Genomic DNA, 17,060 nt, shown 5'->3' with positions numbered 1-17,060 from the left:
TCTCCACCCTCGAACGCGGCACCCGCCGAAACGACGACCTCGCCAACGCCTACCGCGAATGGCTCACCACCGCTTGACAACCCATAGGAGCATCAACGGCGCCGAGCCGCGGGACGCGCCTGTCGTCAGGCTGTTCCCGGCTCGTTCCCGGCCCGCCGTCAGCCCGCCCGCCGCTCGCGGCGGAGGCGGAACAGCACGTTGGGCCGCAGCGGGCCCTCGGGGGCGGTCGGGTCCTCGAAGTCGTCGGCGGGGTCGGACGTCATGCCGAGGCGGCGCATGACGGCCTGCGAGCGGTGGTTGGTCGCGGTGGTGACGGCGAGGATCTCGGGGAGGCCGAGGGCGTCGAAGCCGTGGGCGAGGACGGCGCGGGCCGCCTCGGTCGCGTAGCCGTGGCCCCAGGCGGCGCGGGCGAGGCGCCAGCCGATCTCGACGCCGGTGAAGGGCAGGCCCTCGTCGACCTCGTCGAGGCCGGCCAGGCCGACGAACTCGCCGGTGGCGCGCACCTCGACGGCCAGCCAGCCGTATCCGCGCGCCGCGGTCTCGGCCTCGAAGCGCGCCACCGAGGCGTCGCACTGCTCGCGGGTGAGGACGTCCCCGAGGTGCTCGCGGACTTCGGGGTCGGCGTTCATCGCGGCCCAGGGTGCGAGGTCGGTGTCCCGCCAGGGGCGCAGGAGCAGGCGGTCGGTGCGCAGTTCGGTCATGCGGGCCAGCCAACGCCGACCGCGCCCGCCGGGGCAACCCGTTTTCCGCACCCCCGTATCCGGAGCGCTCCCCCGGGGGCGCGCCGTGCTCAGACGCCCGGGGTCGCGACGATCCGGCCGGCGTCGATCGCGGCGACCAGTTCGGCGTGGTCGAGCGCCGTCTGGTCGGCGTACCGGACGGAGAAGTCGGCGATCGCCTCGGCGAAGGCGTCCGCGCCGCCCAGGTAGCCGGCGATGGCGAGGCGGTCGCCGGTGCGCGCGTGGGCACGGGCCAGGGTGCGGCCGCACAGGTCGGCGTAGGCGCGCAGGCCGGACGGGGCCAGGTCGGCGACCTCGACCGAGCCCTTCATGTCGCGCAGTTGGCGCCCGTAGAAATGGCGCCCGGCGGGGCTGGCGGTCCAGCCGAGGAAGATGTCGCCGGCGGCCTGCATGAGGTGCTGGCCGGTGACGACACGGCGCCCGCCGCGGTGGACGGAGACCTCGGCGTCGACCCGGGTGGGCGGCAGGTGGTCCTCCAGGACGGACCGTCCGGCCTCCTTGAGCTGGAGGAACAGCGGGTCGCGGGTGTCCCGGCCCTCCAGCAGGACGATGTAGCAGCGGGTGCCGACGCTGCCGACACCGACGACCTTCATCGCCGCGTCGACGAAGCGGTAGCGGTCGAGGAGGACGCGACGGTCCTCGGCGAGGGCGGCCCGGTAGTCGCTGAACACCTTGCCGATGTCGCGCAGTTCGTTCTTCTTCAGCGGTTCGATGAGCGGTGGCGCGCTGATGATGCGCCGCTGCCCGTCGCGTTCCTCGGTGAGCTTGCCGAAGGCGTGCAGGCTGGTGCGGCGGCGGGCCTGGGCGAGGTCGGCCTCGGCGCGCTTGCGCTGCCGGGGTTTGCGGAGCAGCGCCAGCAGGTCGCCGGCGTCGATCCGGGAGTACCAGACGTCGAGTTCGCCGAGCCCGGCGAGGCGGCGCATGGCGGTGGCGTAGCCCTCGACGGCGGTGCGGGCGGCGCGGTGGGCGCGGTCCTCGTCCTGTCCGTGGTCACGGGCGGCGACGGCGATGCTGGCGGCCAGCCGTTTGACGTCCCACTCGAAGGGGCCGGGGTGGGTCTCGTCGAAGTCGTTGACGTCGAAGAGCAGGGCGCGTTCCGGCGAGGCGAACAAGCCGAAGTTCACCAGGTGGGCGTCGCCGCAGAGTTGGACGGTGAGGCCGGTGTCGGGGACGGCGCCGAGGTCGGCGGCCATGACGGCGGCGGCGCCGCGCAGGTAGGCGAAGGGAGTGTCGGCCATCCGCCCGTAGCGGATCGGCAGCAGCCGGGCGACCCGGCCCTCGCCCTGGCGCACCAGCACCTCGACCGGGTCGGGCCGGTCGGCGGCGGGGATCCACCGCCCGTGGGCGGAGCGGGAGACGCGGTCACGGGCGGCCCGGCCGTGCCGGCGGCGTTCGGCGGGGGTGGTCATGCGCGGCTCCTCGGTCGGCGGGACGGCGGGGACGGCGGGAGGACGAAACGGCGGACGGCGGGCGGGGTGCGTCTCCCCGCGACGCTAGGCCACGAGTGCCGGAACGCGCACCGCGCGCCCTCCGGCACTCGGCCGACCGGATGAAGCCCGCCGGACGAAGCCCCCCGGCCCCCGGCTCACTGCACGGTGAAGTCCGCCATCATCGCCATGTCCTCGTGCTCCAGGTTGTGGCAGTGCATCATGTACGTCCCCTGGTAGTCGGTGAAGCGCACCAGGACCTCGACCGCCTCGGCCGGGCGCAGGTCGACGGTGTCCTTCCAGCCGCCGTCGTACGGGCCCGGGTCGCGGCCGTTGCGGCTGAGCACCTGGAACTGGTTGAGGTGGACGTGGACGGGGTGGTGCAGGTCGGAGGTGAAGCGCCACCGCTCGGTGCTGCCGAGGGCGGGCCGGGCGAGGTCGCGGCCGGGCCGGTACAGGTCGCCGTTGATGGTCCAGCCGTAGCTGCCGCTGCGCCGGAAGACGAACTTGCGGGTGACGTCGACGGCGGAGGCGTCCAGTTCCTCGATCGCGGACAGCTTGTCGGGCACGGTCGAGTCGTCGCCGACCTTCTTGCCGGAGACGTCGAAGCGCATCACCTCCGCCGTACGGCCGCTGCCGAAGAGGTTGAGCAGGCGCACCGAGGTGCCCGGGGCGTAGCGGGAGAAGTCGACGACGATGTCGAAGCGCTCGGCGGGGGCGATCTCCAGCACGTCGTGGGCGATCGGGGCGGCGAGCAGGCCGCCGTCGGAGCCGATCTGGACGAGGGCGTCGCCGCCGGAGGGCTGCGGGTCGAGCCGGAGCCGGTAGGGGCGGGCGTTGGAGGCGTTGAGCAGGCGCAGCCGGTAGCGGGCGCGGTCGACGTCGAGGCGGGGCCAGGGGGCGCCGTTGACGAGGATGACGTCGCCGAGGACGCCGTTCATGTAGTCGTCGGTGACGCCGGGCGAGGCGAGGTCCTCGTCGATGGCGGGGTAGCGGAAGGAGCCGTCCTCGGTGAAGGAGCGGTCGGCGAGCATCAGCGGGAGGTCGCGGTCGCCGCGCGGCAGCGGCAGGGCGCTCTCCTCGTCGTCGTGGACGAGGTGGAAGCCGGCCAGGCCGCGCCAGACGCCGGGGCCGGTGAAGCCCATCCGGTGGTCGTGGTACCAGAGGGTGGCGGCGCGCTGCTCGCCCGGGTAGGTGTGGGTGCGCTCGCCCTCGGCGGTGCGCCCGGCCTCGTGGCCCATCCCCGCCATGCCGGGCATGTCGGACATCCCCTGCATGCCCGCCGCCCCCTGGCCCGCACCGGAGGAGCCGACCGGCAGCAGCAGGTCGACGGGGTAGCCGTCGCTGTCGGCCGGGGTGTGGCCGCCGTGCAGGTGGACCACGGACGGCACCGGCAGCTCGTTGCGGTGCTTGACCACCGCCGCCCGGCCGGACCGGGTGACCACCGTCGGCCCGGGGAAGGTGCCGCCGTACGTCCAGGCCTCGGTCCTGACGCCGGGCAGGATCTCCAGCTCGGCGACCCGCTGGGTGATCTCGTAGTAGTCGGCCGTCGCGTCGGTGCGCACCGGCTGGAGCACCGCGGGCACCGGCAGCGGCACCTGGAACGGCTCGGGCAGGTCGAGGCCGCTGCTGAGCAGCCGGCCGGGGTGGCCCTCGGCGAACAGCCGGGCTGCGGCGGGGCCGGCGACGGCGGCCAGCGCGCCCGCGCCGAGGACGGAGGCGCCGACGCCCAGGAACCGTCGACGGTTCACTTGGACACCTCCAGCGGCCCGCCGGGGCGCGGCAGGCGTCCGCTGCCGTCCGGCTCGGGCAGGTGGTCCGCGCGGGCGGGCAGCGGCAGCCGCCAGGCGCCGACCAGCCCGAACAGGACCCCGCTGACCAGCAGCACCCCGAGGGTGACGTGCACGCTGATCGACCGCGCGTAGCCGGCCGCGATCTGGCCGACGACGGCGACGGTCAGCACGGCGGTGCTCCACAGCGGCCAGAGCGGGCCGCGGCCGGGCCGGCGCACCAGCGCGGCCGCCGCCAGTTGGCAGAGGACCACGGTGGCCAGCGTCATCGCGTTGCCCTCGTGGTCCTTGAGGGACTCGTAGGTGCCGTTGAGGAAGCTGCCGGCCAGCATGACCTGGAGCAGGGCCAGGACCGCCAGGGTGGTCGCGGTGATGCGCAGCAGGATCAGCGGCCAGCGGGGCGCGGCGGCCGCGGGAGGACTGCTCATGTCGGGCTACTCTCTGCTTCGGCGGGTCGGGCGGGTCCGACGGGGCGGGCGAGAGCGTAGCTGATCCGACATCACTATCAGCTCCAATAAAGGGGTTTGGACTTTCCCGGCTACCCCATTGCGCCTACTCGGCCCGGCTTTTGTCACCCGTACGAGCGAGGCTCTGGTGCGCCCGTCCAGCGATCCTCAAGCAGGTGCCGTGACCAGCCCGAAGGGCCCCTTCCGGCGGTACCGGACGGGGCCCTTCGGGCTTTCACGGGCCTCGGCTACTGCCGGGCGGCGCCCAGCGCCACCGGGCGGGTGCGCAGCAGGGCCCGGGCGGGCAGCCCGGTCGCGCCGAGGCAGAGCAGGACGGCTCCGGCGGCCAGCGGCAGGGCGAGCGCCGGCGGAATGTACGGGGAGGAGTTGGCGACGCCCCGGGCGATCGGGACGAGGGCGATCCAGGCGATCCCCCCGCCGATCACCAGGCCGGTCGCGGCGACCAGCAGCGCCTCCCAGCGCATCATGCCGCGCACCTGGCGCCGGGTGGTGCCGGCCAGTCGGAGCAGGGCGACCTCGCGGCGCCGGTCGAGGACGGTCATCACCAGGGTGTTGACGGCGGTGACGGCGGCGAACCCGCCGAGCACGCCGGCCATCACGGTGTTGGCCCAGGCGTTCAGCTCCATCATCTTGTCGGACTGGGCGACGAATCCGGCCCGGTCGGTCACGGTCGCCCCGCCGGGGCCCGCGAGGCCCGCCAGCGCGGCCGCCACCGCCGTACGGTCGGCGCCCGGCGCGTCGGCGACCAGCACCTGGCTGTCGTACCCGGCGGTGACGTGCCCGGCGACGACCGCCCGGGGCAGCAGCACCTGGCCGAAGCCGAGCCCGCGGTCGTAGACGGCGACCACGGCGGGCTGCACCGGGGTGCCGTCGCCGAGCCGCAGCGGCACCCGGTCGCCGACCTTGACGTCCAGGGCGTCGGCCAGCGTGGCGTCCAGGGCCACGGTGTCGGCGGCGCGGCCCAGGTCGGCGAGCGAACCGCTGCGCACGCCCAGGTCGAGCACCCGGGACAGCCGGGCCGGGTCGCCGTCGACACCGAGCGCGGTGGCGGAGCCGAGCTGCATGTCGTGGGTGTACACGGCGGCGGTGCGCAGCACGCCGACCGCAGCGTCCACACCGGGCACCTTGGCGGCCCGGGCGGCGGTGCCCGCGGGCAGGCCGGGGCCGGTGGAGCCGATCACGTGGTCGGCGACGATGCCGTCCCGCACGTTCGCGCCGGTGGCGTGGCTGATGGTGCTCTGGAGGAACAGCAGGGTGCCGCAGAAGGCGGTGACCAGCACGATCGGGGTGATCGCGGAGGCCAGCCGGCGGGCGTTGGCGCGGGTGTTGTCGGCGGCCAGCGAGCCGGGGGCACCGCCGGCCCGCAGCGGGGCGCCGAGCACCGCGGCGGCGACCCGCGCCACCCAGGGGCCGAGCAGCGCGACGGCCAGCATGAAGCACATGACCACGCCGAGCGCGGTGTTGGCGGCGTTGATGCCGTCCAGGGCGGCCGCGAAGGCGGCGGCCACCACGCCGCCGACGGCGAAGAGCAGCCCGAAGACGGTCCGCACCACGCCGGGGTGGCCCGGTTCGACGGCGGCCGCGCCGAGCGCCTGACCGGGGCGCAGCTTGGCGGGGCGGCGGGCGGCCAGGAAGCCGGCGGTCAGCGCGGCGAGGGTGCAGATGAGGACGGCGGCGAGCATCGGCAGCGGGCCGACGTCCAGTCGCACGCCCTGCGGCACGGCGCCGCGCGAGGTCAGTTCGTCGAACCACCAGCGGGCCAGGGCCAGTCCGGGCAGGATGCCGAGCGCCCCGGCGACCGGCGCGACCAGCATCGCCTCGGTGGCGATGGTGCGGCGGATCTGTCGCGGGGTGGCGCCGATGGCGCGCAGCAGGGCGAACTCGCGGGCGCGCTGGCCGGTGGCCAGGGCGACGGTGCTCATCACGACGAAGATCGCGGTCATGGTGGCGTAGCCGCCGAAGCTGCCGCCGAGCCCCATCAGCAGGGTACGGGCCTCGCCGATGGCGGGCTGTTCGACGGTGCCGCGGCCGTCGCCGGTGAAGACCTTGGCGCCGCCGTTCTCGGCCTTGGTCTCCAGGCCGATGGCCGGGGTGCCGGCGGCCTTGGCGTCCGCTGCCTGGGTGCCCGCGGCCTTGGTGTCCGCGGCCTTGGTGCCGGGGGCCTGGGCGTCGAGGGCCTGGCGGACCTGCGCGACCAGCGCGGCGCGGTCCACGCCCTCGCGCGGCTGGACGGCGATCGCGTCGATCCGGCCGGGGTGGCCGGAGAGGCGGTCGGCGGTGGCGTCGGCGAACCAGGCGGTGGGGCCGGCCGACTGGGCGGCGGCCAGGCCGGAGACCCGGTAGTCGCCGGTGCCGCCGGGGGCGGTGAGGGTGAGCTTCGCGCCGGGCGCGAGGTGGGCGGCGCGCGCCGTGTCGGCGTCCAGCACCACCTCGTCGGCGCCGGGCGCACGGCCCTCGACCAACTGGTCGGCCGGGCCGGCGATGCCGAGCGCGGCGAAGCCCCGGCCGGTCAGGGCGGGGGTGCCGGCGCCGGCCGGCAGCGGGAAGGCGCTGTCCGGGCGGGCGGCGGCGACCCCGGGCAGTGCGGCGATCCGGCCCACCAGGGCGGCGTCCGTCCGGGCCCGCTCGGGGGTGGTCTGCTCCCTGGTCTCGGTGTCGCGGCCGACCTTGGCGGTGATCCGCACCATCGGGTCGGCCGCGACCACCACCGGGGCGCCCGCGTACCGCTGCGGTGCGACGCTCGCGGTCAGTCCGGTCTGCAGCAGCACGCCGCAGGCCACCACCACGGCGGCGCCCAGCAGCAGGGCGACCAGGGTGCCCACGAAGGAGGCGGGTCGAAAGCGCACCGAGGCGCGCGCCAGTCCGTTGCTCATGCCCCTGCCCCGTTCCACTCGTCGATCGGTCCACGCCGCCCGTTCACGCCGCGACCCCCACCGGGCGGGCGGTGAGCGAGACCATCCGGTCGGCGACGGCCTGCGCCTGCGGGTGGTGCAGCTCGTCGACGAGCGCGCCGCCGGCCAGGAACAGCGCCCGGTCGGCGAACGAGGCCGCCACCGGGTCGTGGGTCACCATGACCACCGTCGCGCCCAGGTCGTCCACGGCGCGCCGCAGCAGGCCCAGCACCTCGTGCGCGGTGCGGGTGTCCAGCGCGCCGGTCGGCTCGTCGGCGAACACCACGTCCGGGTCGGTGATCAGCGCGCGGGCGATCGCCACCCGCTGCTGCTGGCCGCCGGAGAGCTGGCCGGGCCGCCGCTTGGCGTGCTCGCCGAGGCCGACCTGGGCCAGCAGCTCCCGGGCCCGGGCGCGGTCCTGGCGCTCGCCCGCCAGCCGCTGCGGGAGCAGCACGTTCTGCTCCACCGTCAGCGAGGGCAGCAGGTTGAAGGACTGGAAGATGAAGCCGATCCGGCTGCGGCGCAGCTTGGTGAGCCGGTCCTCGCTCAGCCGGGTGATGTCCTCGCCGCCGAGGCGGATCTCCCCCTGGTCGGGCTTGTCCAGGCCCGCCGCGCACTGCAGGAAGGTCGACTTGCCGGAGCCGGACGGGCCCATCACGGCGGTGAAGGTGCCCCGGGCCAGCGCCAGGTCGATCCCGCGCAGCGCGTGCACGGTCTCGCTGCCGCGGCCGTAGGTGCGGCGCACCCCGCGCAGCTCGATCGCCGGACGGGCGCCCTGCTCGGTGTACGGGCCGCCGCCGTACGCCCCCGTCGCGTACGGTCCGGCGGCGTGCGGTCCGGCGGCGTACGGCTCGGTCGATGGGCGGTCGTGGCGGCGTGCCATGGGTGGGCCTTCCTTCGGGGATCGTCGGTGGTCGTCGACGGGTTCCACGTTAGAAAAGGCCAGGCCGGCGGACCATGGAGGCCGCTGGCGGACCGGGGGTGGGGATATCCCCACCCCCCTCCGGGGGCCTGCGGGCCGACGCCGGGCGGGCTCACACCGGGTCGGCGGCGATCTCCCCGTAGGCGGCGGCGAGTTCGGCGAGCACGGGGTGCGCCGGGTCGAAGGCCGTACCGTCGACCGCGGCCAGCGGCCGGACGCCGACACCCGCGTTCACCGCGAACGCCGCCGTGAAGCGGCCCAGCCCGGACGCGTCCACCCGCTCGCGCGACTGCGGCCCGCCGTACGCACCGGCCAGCAACGCGGCGGTCACCCCGGGCAGGCTCGGGCCGTCCGGCCAGACCAGTCGGCGGCCGTCGAGGAAGCCGACGTTCCAGGTGGCGCCCTCGACCACCCCGCCGCCGTCCGGCTCCACCAGCAACACGTCGTCGTAGCCGTCGAGTTGGGCCCGCCTGCGGTGGTGGACCAGGCCGAACAGGCCGACGTGCTTCACCTCCGGCAGCTCCCGCCGGTACCCGACCGTGCGCACCCGCAACGGGGCCGGCGCGGCCACTGCCGCCGGGCGGGTGGTCAGCAGCAGCCGGGGCACCGCCGGGCCGCCGGGGCGCTCCAGGCCGAGCTCCGGGTCGTACACCGTCACCCGGACGATCACCGGCGCGCCGTCGGCGGGCAGCACCGCGCGGATCCGCTCCCGCACCGCCGCCCGGTCCAACTCGGCGGCGAACAGCACCCCGCAGTCCCGGACCAGCCGGTCCAGGTGCAGCGCCAAGCCCCGGACCCGGCCCGCCTCGACGCGCAGGGTGGTGAAGTGCCCGTAGTTCAGCAGCCCCAGTGCGGCCAGCCGCGCCGGGTCGGCCGGCGCGCCGTCGATCTCGATCTCAGCCATCCCCCGAGTCTGCCAGCCCCGGCGACGCCGCCACCGGGGCCTCCGCTCTCGGCGCCGGGGGCGGGGCCGCCGGGGCCTGGGTCGCCGCCGGGCGGTACGGGCTGACCACCTCGCGGCCCGCCGCCAGGGCCAGCTGCTCGAAGTGCTCGATCTTGTAGGCCAGCCCCTCCGGCTCCCCGGCGTCCGACCACCGCCACGCCTCCGCCCACCACTGCGGGCCGCGCACCAGCGGCCGGCCCGCGAGCGCCAGATGCAGCGCCAGGGTCGAACGCGCGTACTCGTGCACCCAGCCGTCGGCCGCCCGGTAGTCGGGCGTCTCGTCCAGCCGCAGCCAGCGGCCCTCGCAGCCGGCGGCGAGCATCGGCACCCAGCCCCAGCCCCGGTCCGCGACCAGCAGGTGCAGCCAGCCGCCCTCCTCGCACACCCGGTACGGCGGGAGCTGCGGCATCCGGGCCAGGGCCAGCGAACGCTTCCAGCCGACCACCCAGAGGCCGCGACGCAGGTAGTAGCGGACGGCGTGCTGCCAGGACCAGTGCGCCTCCAGCCGGAAGCCGGGCAGGCCCTCCGCGGCGGCCGCCGCGTACACCTCGTCCAGCGCCCCGGCGGCCAGCCCCCGGCCGCGCGCCTCCGGAATCAAGTAGAGGGAGGAGACGGCCAGTTGGCCGGGCCCCTTGGTCCAGTTGTCCACCGCCACCGTGCCGGCCACGGCGCCGCCCTCGTCCAGCACCCAGTAGCGGCGCCGGTAGAGCTCGCCGCCGGGCCACTCCCGGCCGCTCTCCCCCAGCCGCTCGCGCCACCGGCGCTCGGCCTCCGGCGTCAGCGCGTCCGGGGCCACCAGCTCCCCCAGCTCGCCCTCCACCAGGGACGCCAAGTCCCAGAGGGCGAACCGCCGTTCGTCCCCCTCGGCGACCGCCCGCAGCCGCGGCCCCGCCGCCAGCCGGTCCTGCGCCCGCTCCACTGCCGCATCCCACGACCTCACCACGCCGACACGATAGCGGGAGCGCGGGCACTTTCCGTAATCCGACGAACACCGAACGTCAGATCGGATGCGAAGGTCTCCGGGCGAAGGCCCTGACGGATGGTAGGGGAAACCCGACCAGAGGACTCGACCTGACCGTGATGACCAGGCTGACCTGCGACGATGCAATGAACGGGTGATGAATCGGCACGACTCCCCAGACCGGCGGCACGCCGCCGCGTGGTGCGGCGGATGGCTCCTCGCGGCCGGGTGGGCCGGGGCCTTCCCCCTGCTCTCCGACCTCGGCCCGCACCGCGCCTGGGGCGTCTGCGCCGCCGTCGGCTACCTGCTGGCGGCGTTCGCCGCCCTTCTGCCGACGCGCCGGGGCCGGCCGCTGTCCATCGCCCTCGCGCTCACCGGGGCCGTCGCCGTACCGCTGCTCGCCCTCGTGCTGACCGGCCAGGGGCAGAGCGAGGTCGGGGTGATCGAACGCTCCGGGGCCCTGCTGCTGCACACCGGGACGCCGTACCTCGCCGAGCCCAGGACGGTGGCCGAGTACACCCCGTACCTGCCCGGGATGGCGCTCCTCGGACTGCCCCGGGCCCTGCTCGACGGGCTGCCACTCGACGGGCTGCCACTCGACGGGCTGCCGCTCGCCCGGGTGGCGGGCGACGCGCGGCTCTGGTGCGCGGCCGCGTTCCTCGCCTGCCTGCTGCGCTCCGCGCCCACCGGGCGGCGGACCGCCCGCGCCGCGCCGACCGCCCCACCTGTCGGCCGGCGGACCGTCCTGGCCGCGCTGACCGCCTCGCCCGTCGTCGCACTGCCGCTCTGCGTCAGCGGCGTCGACCTGCCGATGACCGGCCTCTGCTGGCTCGCACTCACCCTCGCCGCCCGACGGCGCCCCGCCCCCGCCGGACTGGCCCTCGCCGCCGCCTGCTCGCTCAAGTGGACGGCCTGGCCGGCCGTCGCCGTGGTCACCGCGCTGCTCGCCGCCACCGCCGGACGGCGCCCCGCCCTGCGCGCCGCCACCGTCGCGGTGGGCGGCACGGCCCTGCTCGTCCTGCCCGGCGCCCTGCGCTCGCCCGGGCCGATGCTCCACCAGGTGTTCGCCTTCCCCACCGGCCGCGGCGACCTGCCCACCCCCGCCGCCAGCCCGCTGCCCGGACGGCTGCTCGCCGACCTCGGCCCGCCCGGCTGGTACGCGGCCGTCGGCCTGCTGCTGCTCGCCGCACTCGCCCTCGCGGCCTCCCTGCTCACCCACCCGCCCCGGCACGCGGCGGCCGCCGCCGACCGGCTCGCCCTCGGGCTCGCCCTGGCCTTCCTGCTCGCCCCCGCCGGACGGTTCGGCTACCTCGCGCTGCCGGCCCTCCTCGTCCTGCTCGCCCGGGTGCTCCCCGCTTCCCCCGCTCCGACCACCGCTCCAACCCCTTCGCCGGTCCCTTCGCCGGTCCCTTCGCCGGTCCCTTCTCCGGTCCCTTCTCCGACACCGAACCGAGGTCTCACCCGCCCATGGGCAGCACACTCATCGTCACCAACGACTTCCCGCCCCGCCAGGGCGGCATCGAAACCTTCGTCCACGCCCTGGCCACCCGACTGCCCCACTCCGACGTCGTGGTCTACACCTCCGCCGAACCGGGCGCCGATCGGCACGACGCCGCTCTCCCCTTCCCGGTGATCCGCGACCGGGCCCGCACCCTGCTGCCCACCGCCCGGGCCACCCGCCGCGCCGCCGAGATCGCCCGCGCCCACGGCTGCGACCGGGTCTGGTTCGGCGCCGCCGCCCCGCTCGCCGCGATGGCCCCCGGCCTGCTGCGCCAGGCCGACGGCATCCGCCGCACCGTCGCCACCACCCACGGCCACGAGATCTGGTGGGCCCGGACCCCCGGCGCCCGCCGCCTGCTGCGCCGGATAGGCCGCAGCGTCGACGTCGTCACCTACCTCGGCGAGTACACCCGCGCCCGGATCGCCCCCGCCCTCGGCCCGGACGCCCAATTGGCGCGCCTCGTCCCGGGCGTGGACCCGGACCGCTTCCGGCCCGGCGTCGACGGCGCCCGGCGGGCCCGCACCGGGCCGGTGATCCTCTGCGTCGCCCGGCTCGTCCCGCGCAAGGGGCAGGACGTCCTGATCCGCGCCCTGCCGGCGATCCGCCGGGCCGTCCCCGGCACCGTCCTCGTCCTCGTCGGCCAGGGCCCGTACGAGGACCGCCTGCGCGCGCTCGCCCACCGGTGCACCGAGCCCGGCAGTGTCGAATTCGCCGGCGGTCTCGACCACGCGGCCACCGCCGCCCACTACGCCGAGGCCGACGTCTTCGCCATGCCGTGCCGCACCCGCCGGGCGGGCCTCGAAGCCGAAGGCCTCGGCATCGTCTACCTCGAAGCGGCCGCCGCCGCCCTGCCCGTCGTCGCCGGCCGATCCGGCGGCGCCCCCGACACCGTCCTCGACGGCGTCACCGGCACCGTCGTCGACGGGCGCGACCCGGCCGACGTGGCCGCCGCCCTCACCCGTCTCCTCCTCGCCCCGTCGGCGGACCGCGCCCGGATGGGCACCGCCGGCCGCGACTGGGCCACCACCCACTGGTCCTGGACCACCTCCGCCCACCGCCTCGCCCACCTGCTCGACCCCGCCCGGTCCGTTCCGGATGCCCTCGCCGGACTCGCCTGACACTTTCGGACGCGCCAACGCCGTTTTATTCAAGGGGAGTTCGAATAAAAATGGCACTCACTCACCGGCATTCGGGCGGTCATCACGCCAGGGGGGGCTAAGGCTGTCGAATGCGCCCGCAGGATGCGCCTTCAGCGCGCGAAGTCCCTTACGCGCAGCAGGCGCACCCTTTTTCATCATATGAATATTTGCCTTCCGTTTTTCAATCTGACCAAACCGTGGAAACCCCAGGAGTAGAGCCGAAATCACGAGGAGGTGGGCACCATGGTGGAGGTCGAACGATTGCTGGCCGACTGCCTCCAGGACGCTCGCGACATTCCGTGGGGAACGGTACCGGTCGATTCCGCGGGCCCCGAATACGAGGCCGCGCGCCGTGCGTTCCTGACGGCCGGGCTGTCCGCGCTGCGCGACGACAGGCCCGAGGACGGCTGGGTGCAGATCAACCTCGCGCCGGGCCCGGCCACTTGGCACCGGACGTACCGCGCCGTCGCGGACACGGCCCGCGACCTGATCGCCGCCGGCGCGGCGCGCTCCTTCTTCTTCATGCACAAACCGCCCGGGCTGCGGGTCCGGTTCGAGGCGGGCCGATCCGATGTCGGGGCACTGCGCGAGGAACTGACCCGCCGCTTCCGCGCGGTGGACGGACAGCCGCAACCGCCGCTGTGCGGGCGGTACGAGCCGGAGACCTACCTCTTCGGCGGCCCGCGATCGATGCGGCACGTCCACGACCTGTTCACGGTGGACTCCCTGGCCTGGCTCGATCACCACGACACCGTCGCGGCGCCGGGCCGACCGGAGGCGGTCGCGGACTGGCGGTTGTCCCTGTACCTCCTCGGCGAACTCCTCGACGGCCTCGGCATCGTCGGCTGGGAGCACCGCGGGGTCTGGCAGGTGCTCCAGGACGACGCCGGCCGCAGGCTGGGCACCGACCCGGACGAGGACACCCGGCGCGCCGCCGCAGGCATCCTCGCGGCCTGGCGGGCCGGCGGACAGAGCCTGCTCGCTCCGCTGCCGCCGCACCGGCGGGCGGCGGTCGAGGTGCACGGGGACGCCGTGCGCCGGGCCGCCGAGGGCTGGCGCACCGGCTACTTCGAGTCCGGCGAGGCGGTGATCGGCCCGCGCCGGGCCGCCGCCCACTACGTCGTCTTCCACTGGAACCGGGGGCGGTTCTCCCTGGCCCGGCAGAGCCTGCTGACCCACGCGCTCACCGGTGACGGGAGGTCCTGACGTGTCCGAGGACCGGGAACTGGGCGCCGCGGCACTGCTCCGCGTGGCCGGCATGCCCTTGGCCGCGTGGGCGGCGGCGGGCAACCCGGAGCTGTTCGCACAGGTCGCCGACCACGCCCGGCAGGACGAACGGCGGGCGGAGCACGCCCGCCAACTGGCCGAGCAGCTGGGCACCTTGGTCGTGCCGCACCCCGCCCTCACCGCCGCCGACCGCCGCGCCGTGCTGGCCGTGCGCCGTCGGCTGCACTCCGGCGCCGCACCGGGCCCGGCCGACTGCGGGCTGCTGGGGCGGCTGCCCGCCGCCCACGGCCTCGTCGCGGACGCCGCACGGCTGTCCGGCGAGGCCGAGTCGGCGGCCGCCGCCCTGCGGCGGCTGGAGGCCGCGGTGGCGGCCGAGCGCGAGCGCGTGGGCGCCCTGGGCTGGTCCCTGGTGTGCGCGTCGCCCGTCATGCGGGCCTTCCTGGACGAGGTGGAACCCGGAGCCGCCGCAGACGTGGCCGGCCGGCTGGCCGCGGGCGAGTCCTGGAGCGGGAAGCGGCTGCGCAAACGGGCGGCGTACGTGTGGCGGGCGCTCGGTCGGGCCGCGGCGAAGACCACCCCGCGCGGCTGGGTCGGCCAGGTCACCCTGCTGCCGGTCACCCCGGCGGGCGCGAACGGCGGCGGGAACAGTGGCGGGAACGGCGGCGGGAGCGGCGGCTGGGCCGACGGCCCCCTGCTGCGGCTCGTCCCGCCCGGTACGGCCCTCGGCGAGGTAGCGGCCGAGGCCGTGGAGAACGTCCACGGGGTGCGGGCCCGGCTCGGCGCCCTGGACCTGCGGGCGGCGGACCCGGCCACGGTGCTGGCCCTGGCTCCGCTGCACTTCCCCCAGCCGGCGGGCACCGCGCCGGGCGCCGGTGTCCTGCGCTGCTGGGTGACCGACCCGCACGACCGGGGCCGGTTGCGGCAGGTCGACCTGCGGCGCTCCCTCCCCCTGGATCGCCTGCTGGCCCAACTGGCCGACGGCCCGCGCCCGTTGGGCGACCTCGAAGCGGCTCTGCTGGGCACGGCGGCGACCGGGGCGGCGGCTTCCGCTCCCACGGTGCTGCGCGGCTTCCTCGCGCACCTGCTCGGACTCGGCGTGCTCCAGGCCTGCGCGGCCCCGCGCCGCCGCACCACGGGCTGGCTCGCCGCCGAGGACGTCCGCGCACGCGGCACCCTTCCGCAACCGGCACCGGCACCGGCACCGCCTCCAGCACCCGCACCGAGCGCCGATTCCGCCATACCCGCGCCCATACCCGCACCCGCTTCGGAGCTCCGTACCACCGGCTCCGCCGCCCCCGCCGACGACTCCCGGCCGTGGTTCACCGACTCCTACCGCACCATAGCCTCGGCCGTCTCCGGAGCAGCCGCCCGCCAGGTGCAGCAGGGCCTCGGCACCGCCGCCCGCGTGGCGTGGCTGCGGGAAGCCGACCGGCTCGCGGGGCCGGACCCGCACCGGCTGCCGGCGGAACTCGCGGAGCTCACCGAACGGCCGTGCCCGCTCGGCGAGATCCTCGCGCGCCACCTGCCCGACGGCAGTTGCCCGCCGCCGCCCCAGCCCCCGCGCCGGTACGCGGGCTGGCACCCCGCCGAGACCTCCGGTTCCGGTTACGCGAGGCTGCTGGCCCACCTGTCCGCCCGGGCCGGCGGCGGACCGGTGGACCTGGACGACGACCTGCTGGACACGCTCGGGGCGCCCCCGGCCACGACCGCGCTGCCGCCCTGGCCCCTGGACTGCCTGCTGCGTCCGCTGCCGGGCCCCGGCCCGGTCGCGGTCCTGGAGACCGCCTCACCGGCGGGCGTGCTGGACGCCCGGTTCGCCGACGCGCTCCACACCCTGCACGGCGGCTACGCCAACCTCCGGAGCTACCGGGCCTTCCTCGCCTCCGTCGAGCGGCTGTCCGGGGCGCGCTTCGTCGAACTGCTGGTGCCGCCGCTGGCCGGGCGCGCCGCCAACGCCGTCCGGCGGCCGGTCATCACCGGCTGGTGGACGGGGGATCCCGATCCCCTGCCGTACCAGGGAGCGAACGGCCTGACGGCCCGCTACCTGCCGCTGGAGCGCATCACCCTGCGACGGGTCGGCCCGCGGATCATCGCCGAGGCCGACGGGTGCCGGCTGCTGCCCGTCCACCACGCCACCCGTACGCCCCTGCCCCCGTACGACGTCCTGGTCCGGCTGCTGCTGGCCGCCGGCCACCCGGCGGGCTCGCGCCTGATCCGCCTGGACGGCCTGGCCGAGGCGTTCCCCGACACGGACCGACTGCCCCGGGTGACCGTCGGCGGCGGCGCCCTGGTCATCAGCCCCGCGGTCTGGCGCGTGCCGGCGGCCCAGCTGTGGCGGCCCGGCGACGGCGACCTGACCAAGGTGCGCGCCCTCGCCGCCCTCGGGCGCTGCGCCGGGCTGCCGCGCTTCGCGTTCGTCCGGGCCGTACCCCAGCCGAAACCGGTGCCCGTGGACTTCGCGGCGCTGACTGCGGTCCCGCTGCTGGAGCGGATCTGCGCGCGCCACCCCGGTGCGGACCTGCTGGTCGAGGAGATGCTCCCCGACCCGGGCGGCCTGCTGCTCCACGACCCCGTGCACGGCGGTGCCGCCGTCGCCGCCCAGCTGCTGCTCAGACTTCCGTTCGACCAGGGCGCCGAGGAACTCGCGGAGCCCGCCGCCGCCGCACTGCGCGGCGAACCCGACGTCCCCGGTGCGCCCGCCCCTCGCGGGCGGGCCACCGGGGCGGTCTCCACCCATCACCGCTCCTGAAGGAGGACAACCATGCCCGACATCACGGCGCTCACCGACCTCGACGCCCTCATCGGCGACCTGGACGCGCGCATCACCGAGACCACCCTGCCGACCCCCGAGGCCAGCAGCGGCGGCTGCAGCGGCGTCTGCACCGTCCTGATCTGCGACACGGTGCTGCTCTGTAGCGGCCTGTTCTGCTGATCTCCCGTCAGGGGGGGGGGGGGCGCCCGCGCCCGCCCGGGCCCCCCCCCCCCGCGCCCCCGCCGCCGCCCCCCCCCCCCCCCCGCCCCCCCCCCCCCCCGCCCGCCCCCCCCCCCGGCG

At 76.3% G+C, this 17,060-nt stretch carries 13 protein-coding genes; 5 read left to right on the top strand and 8 right to left on the bottom strand.

Going from position 1 to position 17,060, the window contains the following annotated elements; all coding sequences use genetic code 11:
• Positions 1-158: 158 nt before the first annotated feature.
• From ACFV6D_RS36785 to ACFV6D_RS36750, 8 genes are all read right to left on the bottom strand, one after another.
• On the bottom strand, positions 159-701 hold the full coding sequence (locus tag ACFV6D_RS36785) for a GNAT family N-acetyltransferase (RefSeq protein WP_380563070.1): 543 nt from the start codon (positions 699-701) through the stop codon (positions 159-161).
• An 89-nt stretch (positions 702-790) separates the two neighbouring features.
• Positions 791-2,149 (bottom strand): DUF2252 domain-containing protein, encoded by a 1,359-nt coding sequence (locus ACFV6D_RS36780; RefSeq protein WP_380563068.1) that lies wholly within the window; start codon positions 2,147-2,149, stop codon positions 791-793.
• Positions 2,150-2,325: 176 nt separating this feature from the next.
• On the bottom strand, positions 2,326-3,918 hold the full coding sequence (locus ACFV6D_RS36775) for a multicopper oxidase family protein (RefSeq protein WP_380492922.1): 1,593 nt from the start codon (positions 3,916-3,918) through the stop codon (positions 2,326-2,328).
• Positions 3,915-4,385, bottom strand: a complete 471-nt coding sequence (locus tag ACFV6D_RS36770) for a hypothetical protein (RefSeq protein WP_063349759.1) — start codon at positions 4,383-4,385, stop codon at positions 3,915-3,917. Before ACFV6D_RS36770 ends, ACFV6D_RS36775 begins: the two co-directional genes overlap by 4 nt.
• 266 nt (positions 4,386-4,651) lie before the next feature.
• Positions 4,652-7,297, bottom strand: coding sequence for an FtsX-like permease family protein (locus ACFV6D_RS36765; RefSeq protein ID WP_380563066.1), 2,646 nt, complete (start codon positions 7,295-7,297; stop codon positions 4,652-4,654).
• A gap of 43 nt (positions 7,298-7,340) precedes the next feature.
• On the bottom strand, positions 7,341-8,198 hold the full coding sequence (locus ACFV6D_RS36760; RefSeq protein ID WP_380492926.1) for an ABC transporter ATP-binding protein: 858 nt from the start codon (positions 8,196-8,198) through the stop codon (positions 7,341-7,343).
• A gap of 151 nt (positions 8,199-8,349) precedes the next feature.
• Entirely contained in the window at positions 8,350-9,141 is a 792-nt protein-coding gene (locus ACFV6D_RS36755; protein ID WP_380563064.1) for an aminotransferase class IV, read from the bottom strand.
• Positions 9,134-10,123 (bottom strand): GNAT family N-acetyltransferase, encoded by a 990-nt coding sequence (locus ACFV6D_RS36750; protein WP_380563062.1) that lies wholly within the window; start codon positions 10,121-10,123, stop codon positions 9,134-9,136. The genes ACFV6D_RS36755 and ACFV6D_RS36750 overlap by 8 nt, the downstream gene beginning before the upstream one ends.
• A gap of 175 nt (positions 10,124-10,298) precedes the next feature.
• Between ACFV6D_RS36750 and ACFV6D_RS36745 the strand changes: the two genes are divergently transcribed.
• The 5 genes from ACFV6D_RS36745 to ACFV6D_RS36725 all read left to right on the top strand — a co-directional run bounded on the left by ACFV6D_RS36745 (position 10,299) and on the right by ACFV6D_RS36725 (position 16,940).
• Positions 10,299-11,774, top strand: a complete 1,476-nt coding sequence (locus ACFV6D_RS36745) for a glycosyltransferase 87 family protein (RefSeq protein WP_380563060.1) — start codon at positions 10,299-10,301, stop codon at positions 11,772-11,774.
• Positions 11,660-12,760, top strand: coding sequence for a glycosyltransferase family 4 protein (locus ACFV6D_RS36740; protein WP_380563072.1), 1,101 nt, complete (start codon positions 11,660-11,662; stop codon positions 12,758-12,760). Before ACFV6D_RS36745 ends, ACFV6D_RS36740 begins: the two co-directional genes overlap by 115 nt.
• A 264-nt stretch (positions 12,761-13,024) precedes the next feature.
• Positions 13,025-13,987 carry a thiopeptide-type bacteriocin biosynthesis protein gene (locus ACFV6D_RS36735; RefSeq protein ID WP_380492934.1) on the top strand — a complete coding sequence of 321 codons (963 nt, stop codon included), beginning with the start codon at positions 13,025-13,027 and terminating at the stop codon, positions 13,985-13,987.
• A 1-nt stretch (position 13,988) separates the two neighbouring features.
• Positions 13,989-16,757: a lantibiotic dehydratase gene (locus ACFV6D_RS36730; protein WP_380563058.1), complete on the top strand. Its 2,769-nt coding sequence runs from the start codon at positions 13,989-13,991 to the stop codon at positions 16,755-16,757.
• A gap of 12 nt (positions 16,758-16,769) precedes the next feature.
• Positions 16,770-16,940 carry a hypothetical protein gene (locus tag ACFV6D_RS36725; protein WP_350883108.1) on the top strand — a complete coding sequence of 57 codons (171 nt, stop codon included), beginning with the start codon at positions 16,770-16,772 and terminating at the stop codon, positions 16,938-16,940.
• The last annotated feature ends 120 nt before the right edge of the window (positions 16,941-17,060 follow it).

This window comes from Kitasatospora sp. NPDC059812, from assembly GCF_042732075.1.
Taxonomy (GTDB): Bacteria; Actinomycetota; Actinomycetes; order Streptomycetales; family Streptomycetaceae; genus Kitasatospora.
Note: the sequence above shows the minus strand (reverse complement) of the source record. Positions and strands in the feature narration are given on the sequence as shown.